13 protein-coding genes and 1 other annotated feature are annotated in these 16,837 nt (G+C 60.7%); of the genes, 7 read left to right on the top strand and 6 right to left on the bottom strand.

What is annotated here, in order from left to right; genetic code table 11:
* Positions 1–18: 18 nt before the first annotated feature.
* The 3 genes from rsmF to yebS all read right to left on the bottom strand — a co-directional run bounded on the left by rsmF (position 19) and on the right by yebS (position 5,404).
* Positions 19–1,455: a 16S rRNA (cytosine(1407)-C(5))-methyltransferase RsmF gene (rsmF, locus tag ACMGGK_RS12930; protein WP_176063314.1), complete on the bottom strand. Its 1,437-nt coding sequence runs from the start codon at positions 1,453–1,455 to the stop codon at positions 19–21.
* A gap of 102 nt (positions 1,456–1,557) precedes the next feature.
* Positions 1,558–4,188: an MlaD family protein gene (locus ACMGGK_RS12925; protein ID WP_420276943.1), complete on the bottom strand. Its 2,631-nt coding sequence runs from the start codon at positions 4,186–4,188 to the stop codon at positions 1,558–1,560.
* The gene (yebS, locus tag ACMGGK_RS12920) at positions 4,157–5,404 is read right to left on the bottom strand and encodes a membrane integrity lipid transport subunit YebS (protein WP_028128162.1); all 1,248 of its coding nucleotides are present in this window, start codon (positions 5,402–5,404) and stop codon (positions 4,157–4,159) included. Before yebS ends, ACMGGK_RS12925 begins: the two co-directional genes overlap by 32 nt.
* 255 nt (positions 5,405–5,659) lie before the next feature.
* Here yebS and ACMGGK_RS12915 point away from each other — a divergent pair, with 255 nt between their 5' ends.
* From ACMGGK_RS12915 to ACMGGK_RS12895, 5 genes are all read left to right on the top strand, one after another.
* Entirely contained in the window at positions 5,660–6,157 is a 498-nt protein-coding gene (locus ACMGGK_RS12915; RefSeq protein WP_097102273.1) for a GAF domain-containing protein, read from the top strand.
* Positions 6,158–6,253: 96 nt separating this feature from the next.
* Positions 6,254–6,964 carry an RNA chaperone ProQ gene (proQ, locus tag ACMGGK_RS12910; RefSeq protein WP_016928000.1) on the top strand — a complete coding sequence of 237 codons (711 nt, stop codon included), beginning with the start codon at positions 6,254–6,256 and terminating at the stop codon, positions 6,962–6,964.
* 19 nt (positions 6,965–6,983) lie between these two features.
* Positions 6,984–9,032, top strand: a complete 2,049-nt coding sequence (gene prc, locus ACMGGK_RS12905) for a carboxy terminal-processing peptidase (RefSeq protein ID WP_016927999.1) — start codon at positions 6,984–6,986, stop codon at positions 9,030–9,032.
* A gap of 309 nt (positions 9,033–9,341) precedes the next feature.
* On the top strand, positions 9,342–10,226 hold the full coding sequence (gene htpX / locus ACMGGK_RS12900; RefSeq protein ID WP_016927998.1) for a protease HtpX: 885 nt from the start codon (positions 9,342–9,344) through the stop codon (positions 10,224–10,226).
* Between the two features lie 339 nt (positions 10,227–10,565).
* Positions 10,566–11,273, top strand: coding sequence for a hypothetical protein (locus tag ACMGGK_RS12895; protein ID WP_420276942.1), 708 nt, complete (start codon positions 10,566–10,568; stop codon positions 11,271–11,273).
* Between the two features lie 90 nt (positions 11,274–11,363).
* Here ACMGGK_RS12895 and ACMGGK_RS12890 read toward each other — a convergent pair whose 3' ends face one another.
* A complete protein-coding gene (locus ACMGGK_RS12890; protein ID WP_079449316.1) occupies positions 11,364–12,758 on the bottom strand; it encodes an MFS transporter in 1,395 nt (464 codons plus the stop codon).
* A gap of 231 nt (positions 12,759–12,989) precedes the next feature.
* Here ACMGGK_RS12890 and kdgR point away from each other — a divergent pair, with 231 nt between their 5' ends.
* Positions 12,990–13,781 carry a DNA-binding transcriptional regulator KdgR gene (kdgR, locus tag ACMGGK_RS12885; RefSeq protein ID WP_028128163.1) on the top strand — a complete coding sequence of 264 codons (792 nt, stop codon included), beginning with the start codon at positions 12,990–12,992 and terminating at the stop codon, positions 13,779–13,781.
* Positions 13,782–13,827: 46 nt separating this feature from the next.
* Here kdgR and ACMGGK_RS12880 read toward each other — a convergent pair whose 3' ends face one another.
* A complete protein-coding gene (locus ACMGGK_RS12880) occupies positions 13,828–14,544 on the bottom strand; it encodes an ABC transporter permease (protein ID WP_420276941.1) in 717 nt (238 codons plus the stop codon).
* A gap of 53 nt (positions 14,545–14,597) precedes the next feature.
* Here ACMGGK_RS12880 and ACMGGK_RS12875 point away from each other — a divergent pair.
* Positions 14,598–15,838 (top strand): IS3 family transposase gene (locus ACMGGK_RS12875; RefSeq protein ID WP_420276929.1). Its coding sequence is split into 2 segments (ribosomal slippage): positions 14,598–14,913 and positions 14,913–15,838, totalling 1,242 coding nucleotides; the frame shifts between segments, so codons are not numbered across the junction.
* Positions 14,906–15,022: a sequence feature (AL1L pseudoknot), on the top strand. Its footprint overlaps the gene before it by 117 nt.
* 134 nt (positions 15,839–15,972) lie before the next feature.
* On the opposite strand, the gene phnU is transcribed toward ACMGGK_RS12875, so the two are convergent.
* Positions 15,973–16,836, bottom strand: a complete 864-nt coding sequence (gene phnU, locus ACMGGK_RS12870) for a 2-aminoethylphosphonate ABC transporter permease subunit (protein ID WP_016927992.1) — start codon at positions 16,834–16,836, stop codon at positions 15,973–15,975.
* Position 16,837 lies beyond the last annotated feature (1 nt).

Raw genomic sequence — 16,837 nt, 5'->3', positions numbered from 1 at the left:
TCCCCGGCGCGGTATTATTTACAGGTGGAAATCGAGCGCGCCATCCCGCACCAGTTCACGCGGCAAATTGTTTTTGATGCGGCTGCCAATGCGTTTGGCGATGCCCAGCGGTTGCCCCTGATAGGTGACGATGCACTCGTCGCCCGCCGGAGGCTGCTCAGGGTAGAGATCGCGGCCGTGATACCACGCCTGGGCCAGCGCGGCGTCCAGCTCGAAATGCTGTTTGCCGCCGGCGCCTGCGAGGGCGATCGCCGCTTCGTGCTGCCAACGGAAACCTTTCGGGAAGCGTTCCGCCAGCTTGAGACCGATACGCGAGAAGCGCACCTTGCCGAACAGCGGCTCCAGCTCGGCCGGGAACAGCCAGATTTCCTTATCGCGCTCCCACAGCCGGCTGTCATCGCCCCAGGTTAAGCCGGATGTGGCGGCGGCTTGGGCGACCAGCGCCGCCTCTTTGCCGGACAGCGGGCTGAACGGAAACTTACCGACTTTATAGGTCGGCTTCGCCAACGGCGCTACGGCGTGCTGTTTGCGCAGACGGGCGACGAAAAAGCCTTCGCTGTCGTAAATCTGCGGGAAGACGTGCAGGAAACCTTCGGCGGTCAATGCCTTGCCGGCGCCGGGGAACAGCTCACCCAGCGGCTCGACGCTGACCGCGTCGCCATAGGTGTCCAGCAGCCAGCGCACCACCTGCTGATTTTCCTGCGCATTGAGCGTGCAGGTGGAATAAACCATCACGCCGCCCGGCGCCAGCGCATGAAACGCGCTGTCGATCAGCTCACGCTGAGTGGCGGCGATCTCGGCGACGCTGTCCGGCGACCAGTTGCTCATGGCGTCCGGATCTTTACGCACCACGCCTTCACCGGAGCAGGGGGCGTCGAGCAGAATGGCGTCGAAGCTTTCCGGCAGCGCGGCGCCGAACACCCGGCCGTCGAAGTGAGTCAGCGCGGTGTTCTTCACGCCGCAGCGGCTGATATTGGCGTGCAGCACTTTCACCCGGCTGGCGGAGTATTCGTTGGCGACGATGCCGCCCTGGTTGCCCATCAACGCGGCGATCTGGGTGGTTTTGGAGCCCGGCGCCGCCGCCACGTCCAGCACCCGAGTCGGCGCCGCGTCGCCGGCGAACAGCGCGCTGACCGGCAACATCGAACTGGCCTCCTGAATGTAGAACAGACCGCTCAGGTGTTCGGCGGCGCTGCCCAGACGCAGTTCTTCATCGTCGCGCTCGATCCAGAACCCTTCCGCGCACCAGGGAATGGGCTCCAGTCGCCAGTCGTAATCCTGCACCAGCGCCAGGAAGTCGGCGACGCTGATTTTCAGCGTGTTGACGCGCAGGCTGCGGCGCAGCGGGCGTTGACAGGCGGCGATAAAATCGTCCATCGCCAGCTCGGCGGGCATGATGGCGCGGGTGGCGTCAAGGAAAGCGGGGGGCAGAAAAACGGCGGTGGATTTGGCCACGGGGCGAACTCTCAGGGTGCAATAAAGACAAGGGCGAGAGTTTATCACAAAGCGGAAAAAAACAGGGCCCGGCATTGCCGGGCCCTGAGGAAAACGCGAAAGTTAATCGCGCGGAATGGCGGTGCCCCAGGTTTTCCAGTCCTTCGGCTCTTCCGGATTCAGCAGGAAGTGCTTGTTCGGCGTCGCTTTCGGCGCCAGTGGAATGGTCGGCGGCGTGGCGAAGGCGATGCCGCCGCGGATGAACTGCTGGAAGGTGCCGCTCTTGATCACGCCGCCGGTCAGGCCGAACTGCAGGTTGTAACCCGACGCCAGCCAGAACACGCTGTTGTTGCGCACCAGATGTTGATACTTCTTGCTGATGCGCAGCGCAACGTGCACCCGGTCGGACATGGCGCCAAGGTAGAAACCGGTGATGGTGCCGACCTCCACGCCGCGGAACAGCACCGGCGTGCCGATCTGCAGCGAGCCGGTTTCGGCCGCGTCGAGCACGACGCTCAGGCCATCGAGATAGCGCGAGTCGGTGATGCTGGCCTGCTGCAGCTCGAAGGTGCGCAGCTCGCGGCCGCGCCCCGGCTCCACGTTGATATAAGGTTGAAGCAGGGTATCGAGATTGCTGACGCCGGCGGCGGAGATCTCCGGCGACACGATCGAGAAGCGGCTGCCGAGGCGCGCGAAGGTCTGCACGTATTCCGGATACAGCACCGCTTTGGCCAACACTTCGTTGCGCTCCGGCGCCAGCTGCAGCGACTCCACCTGGCCGACGTCGATGCCGAGGTAGCGCAGCGGCATGCCCGCCGACAGCTTGCTGGCGTCATAGGTTTTCAGCGTGATTTGGCTGCCCACCGCGCGGGCGGCGGTTTCGCTGGCGTACAGCACGCGGTTGGCGCCCTTGTTCAGCGTCACGCCCTGTAGATTATCGAAGCTGATGGCGCCTTTCAGCGCGCGGTTGAGCGGCGAAGCCTGCACCGTCAGCCCGCTGCCGTTGAGCTGCACCTTGGCGCCGCCTTCGGCCCAGAAGATGCTTTCGCGCGTCAGCAGCTTGCGGTATTCCGGGCTGATGTAGACGTCCACCTCAAACTCGTTGGCCTTCGGCCGAACGTTGACGATCTCGCCCACCTGGAATTTGCGGTACAGCACTACCGAGCCGGCCTGCACGTCCGGCAGGCTGGTGGCGCTGAGGGTCAGGGTGGTGGCGGGGGCGTTGCCGACGATGCCTTCCTCGGCTTTTTCGCTGTTGGCGTACAGCGGGTATTGGCCGCCCGGTTCCCCCTTGCTGCCGGGAATAATGCGCACGCCGCCGTCTACCCATTCCTGGGCGCTGGCGCCAAGCACTTCCATACCGTCAATGCCCAGCTTGACGTCGAGACGGCTGTTGACCACGAATTTACTGTCTTTGTGCAGCAGGCCGCGGTACTGCGCGTCGATGGCGGCGGTGAATACCACGCCGCCGGCGGTCAGCGTGCGGCTCAGGATTTGGCCGACTTTCACGCCGTGCACCACCAGCGGCTGCCCGACGTCGATGCCGTAGCTTTGCGGCGCATTCAGCGTAACGGTCAGCACGCCAGGCTGTTGCAACAGCGTTTCGCTGCTGTCCAGCACGTTGAAGCGCTGCTGCGGCTCGCCTTCGCCCGGCACCAGCTCCAGCGTGGTGCCGGTCAGCAACTGGCTAAGCTTGGCGTCGTTGAGGCTGATGCGCGGGCTGCGCATCACGATGCGGGTGCCGCTGCGCATCAGATCGACCACCGAAGGATCGATGGTCAGTTCACCGACCACTTTGCTGTCCTGTTGCAACGTCAGCTTGGTCAGGGTGCCGACCTGCAGCCCCTGGTACATAAGCGGCGTGCGGTTTTCTCTCAGGCTGTTGCCGCTCGGCAGATCCAGCAGGATATTGACGCCGCGCTGGCTGTGGGCCAGATCAGGATACAGGGTATAGCTCTGATCGCCCTTGGCCTGCTGGCCATCGGCCGGAGAATCGAAGGCAATGGCGCCGTTGACCAGCGCAGCCAGGCTCTCCATCTGCACCGTGGCGCCGGACAGGCTAAAATCGCCCTTGAAGCCGGAAACGTTCCAGAAGCGGCTGTTGCTCTTCACCAGGTTGGCGAAGCGGCGGTCGATCAGCACGTCGATGGTCACGCCCTTGTTGCCTTCGCTGATGGTGTAGTCATACACCTTGCCGACCGGAATTTTACGGTAGTAGACCAGCGAGCCGCTGTTGAGCGAGCCGAGATCGTCGGCGTGCAGGTGAATCATCAGTTCACCGGTGTTCAGGCGGTACTTCGGCTGGGTATCGAGCGCGGTGAAGTGGGTTTGCTCCTTGCCGCTGCCGGGCATCATGCCGATATAGTTGCCGCCGACCAGCGCATCGAGGCCGGACACCCCGGCCAGCGAGGCCTTGGGCGTCACCAGCCAGAACTGGGTGCCTTCGCGCAGCGAGTCTTCCAGATCGCTTTTGATGCTGGCTTCCACCACGATGCTGCGCAGATCTTTGCTCAGACTGATTTTTTGCACCGTGCCGACCTCAACGCCCTGGTAGCGCACCGGCGTGCGGCCGGCAACGATGCCCGCCGCCGATTGGAAATCGATGGTGACGGTGGTGCCGCGCTCCTGGACATTGTTATAGACCAGCCACCCGGCGATCAGCAGGGCGATGAACGGCAGTAACCAGAACGGTGAAATGCGGCGTTTGTTCTTGACCCGCGCTTCAGTCGGTGTAGTCGGCGTTTCCTGTTGCATGTGCATCCCAAATCAATCGGCTATCGAGCCATTCAACGGCAAGAATAGTCAAAATGACCGCCGAGCCAAAGTAAAACGCGGCCGGTCCCATAGTAAAAGATAACAGTTGATCGCGATTTACCAGCGACATCATCAAGGCGATAACGAACAGATCGAGCATCGACCAGCGGCCGATCCAGGTGACCAGGCGCAGCAGACGAATGCGCGTCTTCAGACTGTGCGAGGTTTTGAAGTGGATGCTCAGCAACAGCGTGATCAGCACGATCACCTTGGTGAAGGGCACCAGCACGCTGGCGATGAACACGATGGCGGCGATCGGCACGTTGCCGGAGGTGGCCAGTGAGACCACGCCGGAGAAGATGGTGTCTTCCAGCCGCACGCCGTTGGCGTAAATGATGGAAATCGGCAGCAGGTTGGCCGGTATCAGCAGGATCATCGCCGCGATCAGCGCCGCCCAGGTTTTCTGCAGGCTGTAGGGCTGGCGGTGGCACATCGGCACATGGCAGCGCGGGCAGCGGCCGCGCGCGTCAGGGTAGCCGGTATAGTGGCAGGACAGGCAAATATGCAGCGCCGCCGGCGGGCCTTCCGGCTGTTCCTGCGGATAGTAACGCTCCCACAGCTGCTCCAGGTTAGCGTGGATCAGCGTCAGGATGCTGAGCAGGGTGAGCGACAGGTAGGCGATTAGCGCGCTGCCCGCCTGGATGTCGGCGTAATCCTGCACCTTGATGGCCGCCACCGCCATGCCGATCAGATAAATGTCCAGCATCACCCACTCTTTCAGCCGTTCCAGCATCAGCAGCACCGGGCGCAGGTTCATGCCGAGCGCGTGGCCGAAGCGCAGGTACAGCAACGACAGCGCCAGCGTCAGCGGGGCGCCGAGGGTGCAAAACGCCACCATGCTGGCGGTGAGCGGATCGCCCTGGCGGCTCATCTGCCAGATGCCCTCCAGCAAACTGGCGTCGATGCGCGTGCCGAGCAGGCGGATGCTGATCAGTGGTTCGGTGAAGGCGAACGGCATCAGCAGCAGCATGGTGATCGCCATGGCGGTCAGACGCGTCATCGACCAGTCGCGGCCGTGCACCACCTTGGCGTTGCAGCGCGGACAATAAGCGGCCTGATTGCCGCTGAGCGGCGGCAGCATGAACAGCAGATCGCACTCGCAGCAGCGTTGGTGGCGCGCTTTGGAAAGGGGGGCGGTGATCGCGTGTATTTTCATTTTTGACAAGTCGCTGCCCTTGAGCCCGCCGGAACTGTCAGCGTAGCTGAAAAATAAACCGGCCGCGTCACTGGCGATCGGGCGCCGGACGGTAAAACGAGGTAAACCGGGATTCTGAGCGGCAAACATACCCCGAGCGACGGGGTTTTGTGAAGCAACAGATGATTAACCTTGTGGCTATACGCATTTAATGCTTATTTTATAGGGCCTAAGCTTTGGGCTTCTGGCCATCTTCACTGTTTCAATGGTTATCACATGACAAAAGAACAATTCTACGCGGAATTAAAACGTGATCTGAGCGCGTTGCTCGGCGGGGAGACCAACTTTATCGCGGCGCTGTCCAACGCCAGCGCCTTGCTCAACGAGCGTCTGGATGACGTGAACTGGGTCGGTTTCTATCTGATGGAGGGCGAACAGCTGGTGCTGGGGCCGTTCCAGGGCAAGATCGCCTGCGTGCGCATCCCGGTGGGCAAGGGCGTGTGCGGCACGGCGGTGGCGGAAAATCGCGTGCAGCGCGTCGGCGACGTGCATGCGTTCCCGGGCCATATCGCCTGCGATGCGGCCAGCAACGCGGAAATCGTGCTGCCGCTGGCGGTTGGCGGCCGGACGATCGGCGTTTTGGATATCGATAGCACGGTTTATCAACGCTTCGACGAACGGGACGAAGCGGGCCTGAAAGCAGTGGTGGCGGGGCTTTGTGAGCAACTGGAACAGTGCGACAGTGCGAAATATGTGACTGTGGCGGCAAGTTGATCGACGGTTAACGTGGCAATTACCGATGGCGTCATTATAATGACGCCTGTTCATGCCTGTGGCTTGTTGGCAATACCGTTGTAATCAGGAAATTTCATGGAAAATCAACCTAAGTTGAACTCTAGTAAAGAAGTCATTGCTTTTCTTGCCGAGCGTTTTCCGCTCTGCTTTAGCGCCGAAGGCGAAGCTCGTCCGCTGAAAATCGGTATTTTTCAGGATTTGGTAGAGCGCGTGCAGGGGGAAGAGAATCTCAGCAAAACGCAATTGCGTTCTGCCCTGCGCCTGTACACCTCAAGCTGGCGTTACCTGTACGGCGTTAAAGTCGGCGCGCAGCGCGTCGATCTGGACGGCAATCCGTGCGGTGAACTGGAACAGCAGCATGTCGATCATGCTCGCCAGCAGCTTGAAGAAGCCAAAGCGCGCGTTCAGGCACAGCGTGCCGAACAAAACGCCAAAAAACGTGAAGCCGCCGGCGAATCCGCCGATGCTGCGCCACGCCGTCCGCGTCCAGCCGGTAAAAAGCCCGCTGCACGTCGCGAAGGCGGAGCCGCGCCGGAAAACCGCAAGCCGCGCCCACAAACTCGCCCACAGCCCGCTCGCCAACCTCGTGTAGCCAAAGAGGAAAGCCAGCCGCGTTATGCGCCAGTCACGGATATCTCTAAACTGCAAATTGGCCAGGAAATCAAAGTCAGAGCAGGCAAGAGCGCGATGGATGCTACCGTACTCGAAATCGCTAAAGATGGCGTACGTGTGCAGCTCTCTTCCGGTCTGGCGATGATTGTGCGCGCAGAACACTTGCAGTTCTGATACGGAGGCCAACCCAGGCATGAACAAATTCGTCAGATTAACAGCGATTGCAGGGCTGCTGTGGGCGGGTGTCAGTTACGGCGCGGAAACAGCCAACATCCGCATCGGCCAACTGCCCCAACTGCAACAGGAACCCCAGCACGCTACGGTGAGTGAGCGCGTTACCTCGCGCTTCACTCGCTCTCATTACCGCCAGTTCGCCCTTGACGCGGAGTTTTCAGGCAAGATCTTCGATCGCTACCTGAACATGCTGGACTACAACCATAACGTATTGCTGGCTTCCGACGTGGCGCAGTTCGCCGGCAAACGCAATCAGGTTGGCGAAGAGCTGAAAACCGGCAAGCTGGACACCTTCTACGCGCTGTTCAATCTGGCGCAGAAACGCCGTTTCGAGCGTTATACCTATGCGTTGTCGTTGCTGGACAAGCCGATGAACTTCACCGGCAACGGCACTATCGATCTCGACCGCAGCAAAGCGCCGTGGCCGAAAGACAAGGCCGAGCTGGATAGCCTGTGGGATGCGAAAGTCACCTATGACGAGCTGAACCTCAAGCTGACCGGCAAGACCGACAAAGAAATCCGCGACACGCTGACCAAGCGTTATCAGTTCGCCATCAAGCGCCTGACGCAAAGCAACAGCGAAGACGTCTTCCAACTGGCGATGAATGCCTTTGCGCATGAAATCGACCCGCACACCAACTATCTGTCTCCGCGCAACACCGAGCAGTTCAACACCGAGATGAGCCTGTCGCTGGAAGGCATCGGCGCGGTGCTGCAGATGGATGACGACTACACCCTGATCAACTCGATGGTGCCGGGCGGCCCGGCGGCGAAGAGCAAGGCGATCACCGTAGGCGATCGCATCGTCGGCGTCGGCCAGGCCGGCAAACCGATGGTGGACGTGATCGGCTGGCGTCTGGACGACGTGGTGTCGTTGATCAAAGGGCCGAAGGGCAGCAAGGTGCGCCTGGAAGTCCTGCCGGCCGGCAAGGGCACCAAAACCCGCGTGGTCACCTTGACCCGCGAGCGCATCCGCCTGGAAGACCGCGCGGTGAAAATGACCATCAAGACCGTCGGCAAAGAGAAGGTGGCGGTGTTCGACATCCCCGGCTTCTACGTCGGTCTGACCGATGACGTGAAAGTGCAGCTGCAGAAGATGGCCAAGCAGAACGTCAAGAGCGTGATCATCGACCTGCGCACCAACGGCGGCGGCGCGCTGACTGAAGCGGTGTCGCTGTCCGGCCTGTTCATTCCGAGCGGCCCGGTGGTGCAGGTGCGCGATAACAACGGCAAAGTGCGTGAAGACGCCGACACCGACGGCGTGACCTACTACAAAGGCCCGCTGGTGGTGCTGGTCGATCGCTTCAGCGCCTCCGCCTCCGAGATCTTCGCGGCGGCGATGCAGGATTACGGCCGCGCGCTGATCGTCGGCGAACCGACCTTCGGTAAAGGCACCGTGCAGCAGTACCGTTCGTTGAACCGCATCTACGATCAGATGCTGCGCCCTGAGTGGCCGGCGCTCGGTTCGGTGCAGTACACCATTCAGAAGTTCTACCGCGTCAACGGCGGCAGCACCCAGCGCAAGGGCGTGACGCCGGACATTCTGATGCCGACCGGCGTCGATCCGGCGGAAACCGGCGAAGCGTTTGAAGACAACGCCATGCCGTGGGACAGCATCAATGCGGCGACCTACAGCAAGACCGGCGATATGACGCCGTTCGAGCCGGAACTGCTGAAAGATCACCAGCAGCGCATTGCGCAAAATCCGGAGTTCCAGTACATCGCGCAGGATATCGCGCATTACAAGGCGCTGAAGGATAAACGCAACATCGTGTCCCTCAATCTGGCGGTGCGCGAGAAAGAGAACCACGATGACGACGCGACCCGTCTGAAACGCATCAACGAGCGCCTGGAGCGCGCGGGCAAGAAGCCGCTGAAATCGCTCGACGATCTGCCGAAGGATTACCAGGAACCGGATCCGTACCTGGATGAATCTGTGCATATCGCGCTGGACCTGGCTCATCTGGAAAAAGATCAGCCCGCTCAGCAGCCAACGCCGGCCAAATAAGGCCGCCTACGGCAGGATGAAAAACGCACCCTCGGGTGCGTTTTTTTATGGCGACGCGAAGGCCAGCCTCCCTGCTGGATGAAGGGAGGCGGGCTGATGCATCACCTGACAAATTTAGGGTAAAAAAACCTCCGCCTTGCGCAACAATCGTTTACAATTTGCCAAATCCCGGTCGCGCGCCGTTTTTGTAAAGTTTCGTATTTTTAGTAGGTTAATGACGCGCGACTCTTGAAACTGTGACGAATGCCCATACGATCTAGGGTATCTTAGACAGCGTTTTGTTAACATTTATGAGGAAGTAAACATTTTATGATGCGTATAGCTCTGTTCCTGCTCACCAACCTGGCGGTGATGTTGGTTTTCGGGCTGGTGCTCAGCCTGACAGGAATCCAATCCAGTAGCGTTCAGGGCCTGATGATCATGGCCGGTCTGTTCGGCTTCGGCGGCGCTTTCGTGTCGTTGCTGATGTCCAAGTGGATGGCGCTGCGCTCCGTCGGCGGGGAAGTGATTGAACAACCGCGTAACGAAACCGAAAACTGGCTGCTGGAAACGGTACGCCGTCAGTCGCAGCAGGCGGGCATCGCCATGCCGCAGGTCGCTATCTACCACGCGCCGGACATCAACGCCTTTGCTACCGGCGCACGCCGCGACGCCTCGCTGGTCGCCGTCAGCACCGGCCTGCTGCAGAGCATGAGCCGCGACGAAGCGGAAGCGGTCATCGCGCACGAAATCAGCCACGTCGCCAACGGCGATATGGTGACCATGACCCTGATTCAGGGCATCGTGAACACCTTCGTCATCTTCATTTCACGCCTGATCGCGCAGGTCGCCGCCGGTTTCCTCGGCAACCGCGACGGTGATGGCGAAGGGGAAGGCAACGGCAACCCGATGATTTACTTCGCGGTGTCGATGGTGCTGGAACTGGTGTTCGGCATCCTGGCGAGCATCATCACCATGTGGTTCTCGCGTCACCGCGAGTTCTATGCCGACGCCGGCTCCGCCAAACTGGTGGGCCGCGAGAAGATGATCGCCGCCTTGCAGCGTCTGAAAACCAGCTATGAACCGCAGGAAGCGGGCAGCATGATGGCGTTCTGCATCAACGGCAAATCCAAGTCGTTCAGCGAGCTGTTCATGTCGCATCCGCCGCTCGACAAGCGTATCGAAGCGCTGCGTTCCGGCCAGTACCTGAAATAATCGGCTGAATGAAAGGAAAACCCCGGCTTGCCGGGGTTTTTTTTATGGCATACCTGAACCGCTTGGTCAGCGGCGGTGACGGATTCAACAATGAAATTCGGCAATGAATGGGGTAAAGCGCCTCACCAAAGTCTACGGACGTTAATGCTGCGCAGCAGCGTCCGAAGTCCCTGAAGCCCACCTGAAAATAGCGTCTTTCTGCCTCTCAGCCTGGGCAGGTGCGATGCCCGTTCACCCGGTGAGTGGGTAAGCCGCATCGTGCTCGGTCACGGCCGGCTGTTTGGCTTTGGAGGCGCATGTTATATGCTTTGGCGCAATGACATTTGTCCCTGAGGCCCTATGAAAATCAACCACCTTCCCTTACTCAACGGTGATGAGCTACCGGCGCGCCTGGCCGAATTGACAAGCGGTATCGCCGATGCGGTTGCGGAACTGTTCAACCGGCATGATGACGATGCTGAACAGCCGGCTATTCGCTGGCATTCAGGCGATCTTCACCTCCCGGCATTTTTCCCCGACGAGCACGACAGCCACGAGTACGATTACCTGATCGTGGACGGCGATGTGATCGTGGAAGGATGCCTGGCGGTGTCACCGCAGCGCGAGGACGGCGGCATTGTCGTGCTGGGTCGGGTGCAGGCGGATACGCTGATTTGCTGGGGCGGACTGGTCGTGCGTGATGATGTCCGCATACGCCACGCCTATTGCAGCTCAGGAAACGACGGCGCATTCGTGGTGGGGGGAGACCTGACCGCGCTCACTCTGGTAGAGACGGGGGAGTTTATCCATGTCCATGGCGATCTCGACGCGCGGTGTCTCGCTTCGTTGCAGAACTTCGTTCAGGTTGACGGAGACACGCGCTGTGATTGCCGCATCGACAGCGCGCAGGCCGAAGATCTGATAAAGCGGATGTTCGTCCCTGGCTTACTGAAGGGCTTCGAGGGGGTGGATAACGACGGCCAACGCATTGTTGGCTGGTATCCGGATGACGACGCCTATTTAGCGTGTCTACGACAAGGCCGCAGCCCTTTGAGGAGCGGCGACTGACGCCAGACCTGCATCGCACTCGACGCGGCCCGGCTCAGGCAGGCCGCGTCGGTTTTAAAATCGATTGGGTTCCGGCTCTTTCAATGTCCTCTATTTCACCTCGCGGCTGGGCTGCGCCGTTTGCGCGGTCGATTGGGTGATACGCAGGCCGCTGACCGCCGCCGCCAGGGTAGCGAACACGCCGGCCAGGATCAGCGAAGCGTGGGTGCCGGAGGTAGGGAACAGGTTGAACATCAGCGCCACCAGCGCGGCCCCCGAGGTTTGCCCCAGCAGGCGGGCGGTGCCCAGCATGCCGCTGGCGCCGCCGCTGCGGTTGCGCGGCGCGGCGGAGATGATGGTGTGGTTGTTGGGCGACTGGAACAGGCCGAAGCCGGCGCCGCACAGCACCATGCGCCAGATGATGTCCATATTCGACGGCGCCGCCGGCAGCAGCGCCAGCGAAAACAGCCCGAGCGCGAACACCGCCAGCCCAATACAGCCCAGCAGGCCGGCGTGCACGCGCTCCACCAGCCGACCGGCAATCGGCGCCATCACCACGATCGCCAGCGGCCACGGCGTCAGCAGCAGCCCGGTCGCCACCTCGTCGCGGCCCAATGCACTTTGCAGGAAGAACGGCAACGACACCATCGCCAGCATTTGCGCGGCGAACGAACAGATTGAGGTGCCCATCGACAGGGCGAAGATCGGGATACGCAGCAGGTCGACGGGCAGCAGAGGGAATTCCTGGCGCAACTGACGGCGCACGAACACCGCGCCAATCGCCAGCAGTGCGGCGATTTCGCTGAAGATCAGCGTCAGGCTCTGGCCCTGGGCGAAGCCGCTGATGGCGGTGATCAGCAGGCCGAAGGTCAGCGCGTTCAGCACCGCGCTGGTGGGATCGAAACGGCGGTTATCGCTTTTCTGGCCGTTGGCCGGCAGGAATTTCATCCCCAGCAGCAGCGCGACGATGCCGATCGGCAGGTTGATGGCGAACAGCCACTGCCAGGACGCGACCGACAGGATAGCGGCCGCCACCGTCGGCCCGGCCGCCGAGGAGCAGGCGACAATCAGCGAGTTGATGCCCATGCCGCGGCCGAGAAAACGCTGCGGGTAGATGATGCGGATCAGCGCGGTGTTGACGCTCATGATGGCGGCGGCGCCAAAGCCCTGCAGCACGCGGGCGATGGTCAGGGTGAGCAGCGAGTCGGACAGGGCGCAGAACAGTGAGGTGATGCTGAACACCAGCAATCCGGCCTGATAGATGCGGCGATAGCCGACCAGATCGCCGAGCGACGCCAGCGACAGCAGAGACACGGTGATCGCCAACTGATAGGCGTTGACTACCCAAATGGAGCTGGCCGGGCTGGCGTTGAGATCGCGAGCGATGGTGGGCAGCGCCACGTTGGCTATCGCGCCGTCGAGCACGGATACGGTAATGCCGAGGGCGATGGCGAGGATCGCCCCATAGCGTTGCGGGACGGGGAGGCCGTCGGAACAAGGACGCATGTTGGTCTCAGCGGTATTTATTCAGGGGAGTATTATCATGCTAATCATATTCGCCCGTGATTGCATGCCCCTTGTCCGCTTAATTGTAAACGGCGGTGAGCGGGCCAACGGTTATCCATTTGGCTTCAATTGCTTAGCGTTCAGCCGCGTTGCGCGCTTCGATCTGTTCCGATTATACTGAAACCCTTGTTTAAATTTCCTGAAACAAAACCGTTAAGTAGGGTATGCACCATGGCTAACGCAGATTCAGACAAGCAACCGGATGCCGTCTCATCCGTGATGAAAGTGTTCGGCATTCTGCAGGCGCTTGGCGATGAGCGCGAGATTGGCATTACCGAACTGTCCCAACGGGTGATGATGTCCAAAAGCACCGTCTACCGTTTTCTGCAGACCATGAAAGCGCTGGGCTACGTTTCGCAGGAGGGCGAGACGGAAAAGTATGCGCTGACGCTCAAGCTGTTCGAACTGGGCGCCAAATCGTTGGAGAACGTCGATCTGATCCGCAGCGCCGACGTGCAGATGCGCGAACTGTCGAACCGCACCCGCGAAACCATCCACCTCGGCGCTCTGGATGAGGACGGTATCGTCTATATCCACAAGATCGACGCGATGTACAACCTGCGCATGTATTCGCGCATCGGTCGCCGTAACCCGCTGCACAGCACCGCCATCGGTAAAGTGCTGCTGGCCTGGCGCGATCGGGATGAGGTGGCGCAGATCCTGTCGCAGATTGAATTTACCCGCAGCACCGAGCATACCTTGGCCAGCGCCGCCGAACTGTTGCCGGTGCTGGATCGGGTACGAGCGCAGGGATTCGGCGAAGATGCCGAAGAGCAGGAGGCGGGGATCCGCTGCATCGCCGTACCGGTCTTCGATCGGTTCGGGGTGGCGATCGCCGGGCTGAGCATCTCTTTCCCGACGCTGCGTTTTTCCGACGCGGCGCGGGAGGAGTATGTGGCGTTGCTGCACGTCGCCGCCCGACGCATTTCCGAGCTGCAGGGCTATCACGACTACCCGTTCTGACCCTTCGTTTCTAAAAACAAGGCGCCGCCATGGCAGCGCCTTGTTGCTATTTTGCGCCCGGCGTCAGCCGCTGCGCAATCCGCTCCAGCACTAACATCAGCAACAGCGTGGCCGCCACCAGGATCATGGTCAGCGTCGCGCCGTTGGCGATGCTGCCGCGATCGGTCAGGCTGAAGATCGTGACCGGCAGCGTCGCCCAACTCGGCGGGTAGATCATCATGGTCGCGCCCAGCTCCCCCATCGACAGCGACAGGCTGAGCGCGAAGGCGGAGATCATGTAGGGGGCGATCATCGGCAGGGTGACGTGGCGCAGGCGGAACAGCGGCGAAGCGCCCAGGCTGGCGGCGACGTTCTCGTAGTCGCCAGGTAGCCGGGTCAACCCGGCCATCACGTTGCCGAAGGTAAAGGCGGAAATCAGCACGAAGTGAGCGGCGGGCACGATCAGGAAGGTGCCGTTCATCTGCAGCGGCCCCTGGCTGAACGCCACCAGCATCCCCAAACCGATAGAGACCGAAGGCACCGCGCTGGGAATGAAAAACAGCGTGCCCAGCAGCCGTCGGCCGCGTTCAGGCGCGTGGCGCAGCGCCAGCGCCGCCCAGGTGCCGCACAACAGCGCGAACAGGCTGGCGCTGAAACCGATAGCCAGACTGGCGACCAGCGCGTCCCAGGAGGCGCCGCTGAACGCCTGGCGGAAGTGGTTGAGGGTGAAACCGCTCGGCAGCACGCCGTTCCACTGTTCACTGAGGCTGGACATCAGGATCATTGAACCGTACCGGGTTTCTTGGAGACTAAACTCTCAGTGAAAGGAGACCCAAAATGAAATCACCATCCGCCAAACGCTATCCCCCTGAACTGCGTGAGCGCGCTGTCAGAATGTTGTTGGAACACCGTAATGAGTATGACTCTGAGCCGGATGCCATTCGTGCCATATCGTCAAAAATCGGGTGCCATTACGACACCTTACGAGCCTGGTTGCGCCAGCATAAAAATGATGCCAGTGGTGGTGTCAGCCCCGTCAACACTGATGATGGCGGACTGAGCACCAATGAGCGCCAGCGTTTAAAAGAACTGGAGCGTGAAAATCGGGAGCTACGCCGCAGCAATGATATATTGCGCCAGGCCTCAGCTTATTTTGCCCAGGCGGAGCTCGACCGCCACTGGAAAAAATAATGCCACTTATGCAGTGTCTGAGTGGTACACACGGGGTCGGGCCGGTATGTCGCGAACTGGATATTGCCCCGTCGACATATTACTGGCATCAGCAACGCCGGCTGTATCCTGAGAAATGTAGCCAACGAGAAAAGTGCGATGCTCAAATCAGCCAGGAGATAAAACGCGTTTACGAAGAAAATTACAGTGTCTATGGAGCACGAAAAGTCTGGCGTCAGTTGCTCCGCGAGGGCTTTAGCGTTGCCCGGTGTACTGTTGAACGCCTGATGAAAATAATAGGTCTTCGGGGCGTACTCCGTGGCAAAGTCATCAAGACCACGATCGGTCGCAAAACAGCGGCAGCAGCGGATCTGGTAAACCGCCAGTTCGTGGCAGAACGTCCCAATCAGCTTTGGTGTGCAGATTTTACGTACGTTAGCACCTGGCAGGGCTTCGCCTATGTGGCATTCATAATCGATGTGTTCGCGGGCACGATCGTTGGCTGGCGGGTCTCATCGTCGATGGAAGCAAGGTTCGTGCTAGATGCTCTGGAACAAGCTCTGTGGGCACGTCGCCCCTCAGGTACAATCCATCACTCGGACAAGGGCTCCCAATACGTGTCACTGGCGTACACCCAGCGGCTGCAGGAGGCGGAGCTGTTGGCGTCGACAGGCAGCACAGGCGACTCTTACGATAATGCCCTGGCCGAGAGTATCAATGGCCTTTACAAAGCGGAAGTGATCCACCGTAAGAGCTGGAAAAACCACGCGGAAGTGGAGCTTGCGACACTGGCGTGGGTGGACTGGTTCAACAATAGAAGGTTACTGGAACGGCTAGGACACATACCGCCGGTAGAAGCTGAAAATGCCTATTATGCTTCCAGTACAAATAATGGTCTGGCAGCCTGAGCTTCCGGACTAAAAACTCTCCAAAAAAACCGGGGCGGTTCACACCGCCAGCGGCAGGCAGAAGAACAGGGCGAACAGCGTGATCGTCAACGTGCAGGTCAGGGTGCGTCCGGTGCGGGACCATATCAACATCGTCAGTTCCTCAGCCCGGCGCGCGCCGCGGCGTAGCGGTAAAGGGAGAACAGCCCGAGGGACAGCGCGATATTCACGACGGCGATCGTGCAGGCGACGGCGTAATCCGACTCCAGAATCGCTTTGGTGTAGACCATCATCGGCAGCGTGGTGACGCCCTTGGCGCCGATAAACAGCACGATGCCGAACTCATTGGTGGTCAACAGCAGGCACAGGCTGCCACCGGCCAGCAAGGCCGGCAGCGCGGCCGGTAAAATCACCTGGCGCACCACGCGCCCCGGCCGGGCGCCGAGAATGCTGGCGGCCTCGAGCTGGCTGCGATCGATCTGCGACAATGCCGCCATCAGCGGGCGCATCACCAGCGGCGTAAACACGGTGATTTCCGCCAGGATCACCCCCCAGATGGAGTAAAGAAAGTCCACCGGCGGTAGGGTGAAACCGAAGGCCGTCATCAGCGTGCCGTTCAGCAGACCGGCGGAGCCGTAGATAAAGGTGAAGGCCAGCGTGATCAGGAAGGTCGGCATGGCGATAAAGGTATCGATCACCCGGGCGATCAGTCGGCTGCCGGGGAACGGCGTGAACACCAGCAGCAGCGACAGCAGGGTGCCGAGCACCAGGCAGCCCAGCGTCGCCAGCAGCGCAATCTGCAGCGTGTTGAGCAGAGCGCTGACAAAGCGCCGGGATTCGAACACCTGTTGCAGCGCGGCGGCGCTGAATAGCCCCTGATCGTCGGTAAACGCCTGTTTGACGATCAGCGCCAACGGGTAGAAAAACAGCGTCGCCAGCACCAGCAGCGGCAGCAGGATCCACAGACTGCGCGGGAAACGCAGCCGCAGGGCCGGGCGAATAAGCGTAGAGTCGGTCATG

The organism is Serratia sp. BNK-33-b (assembly GCF_048684565.1).
In the GTDB taxonomy this organism is placed as follows: Bacteria; Pseudomonadota; Gammaproteobacteria; order Enterobacterales; family Enterobacteriaceae; genus Serratia; species Serratia marcescens.
Note: the sequence above shows the minus strand (reverse complement) of the source record. Positions and strands in the feature narration are given on the sequence as shown.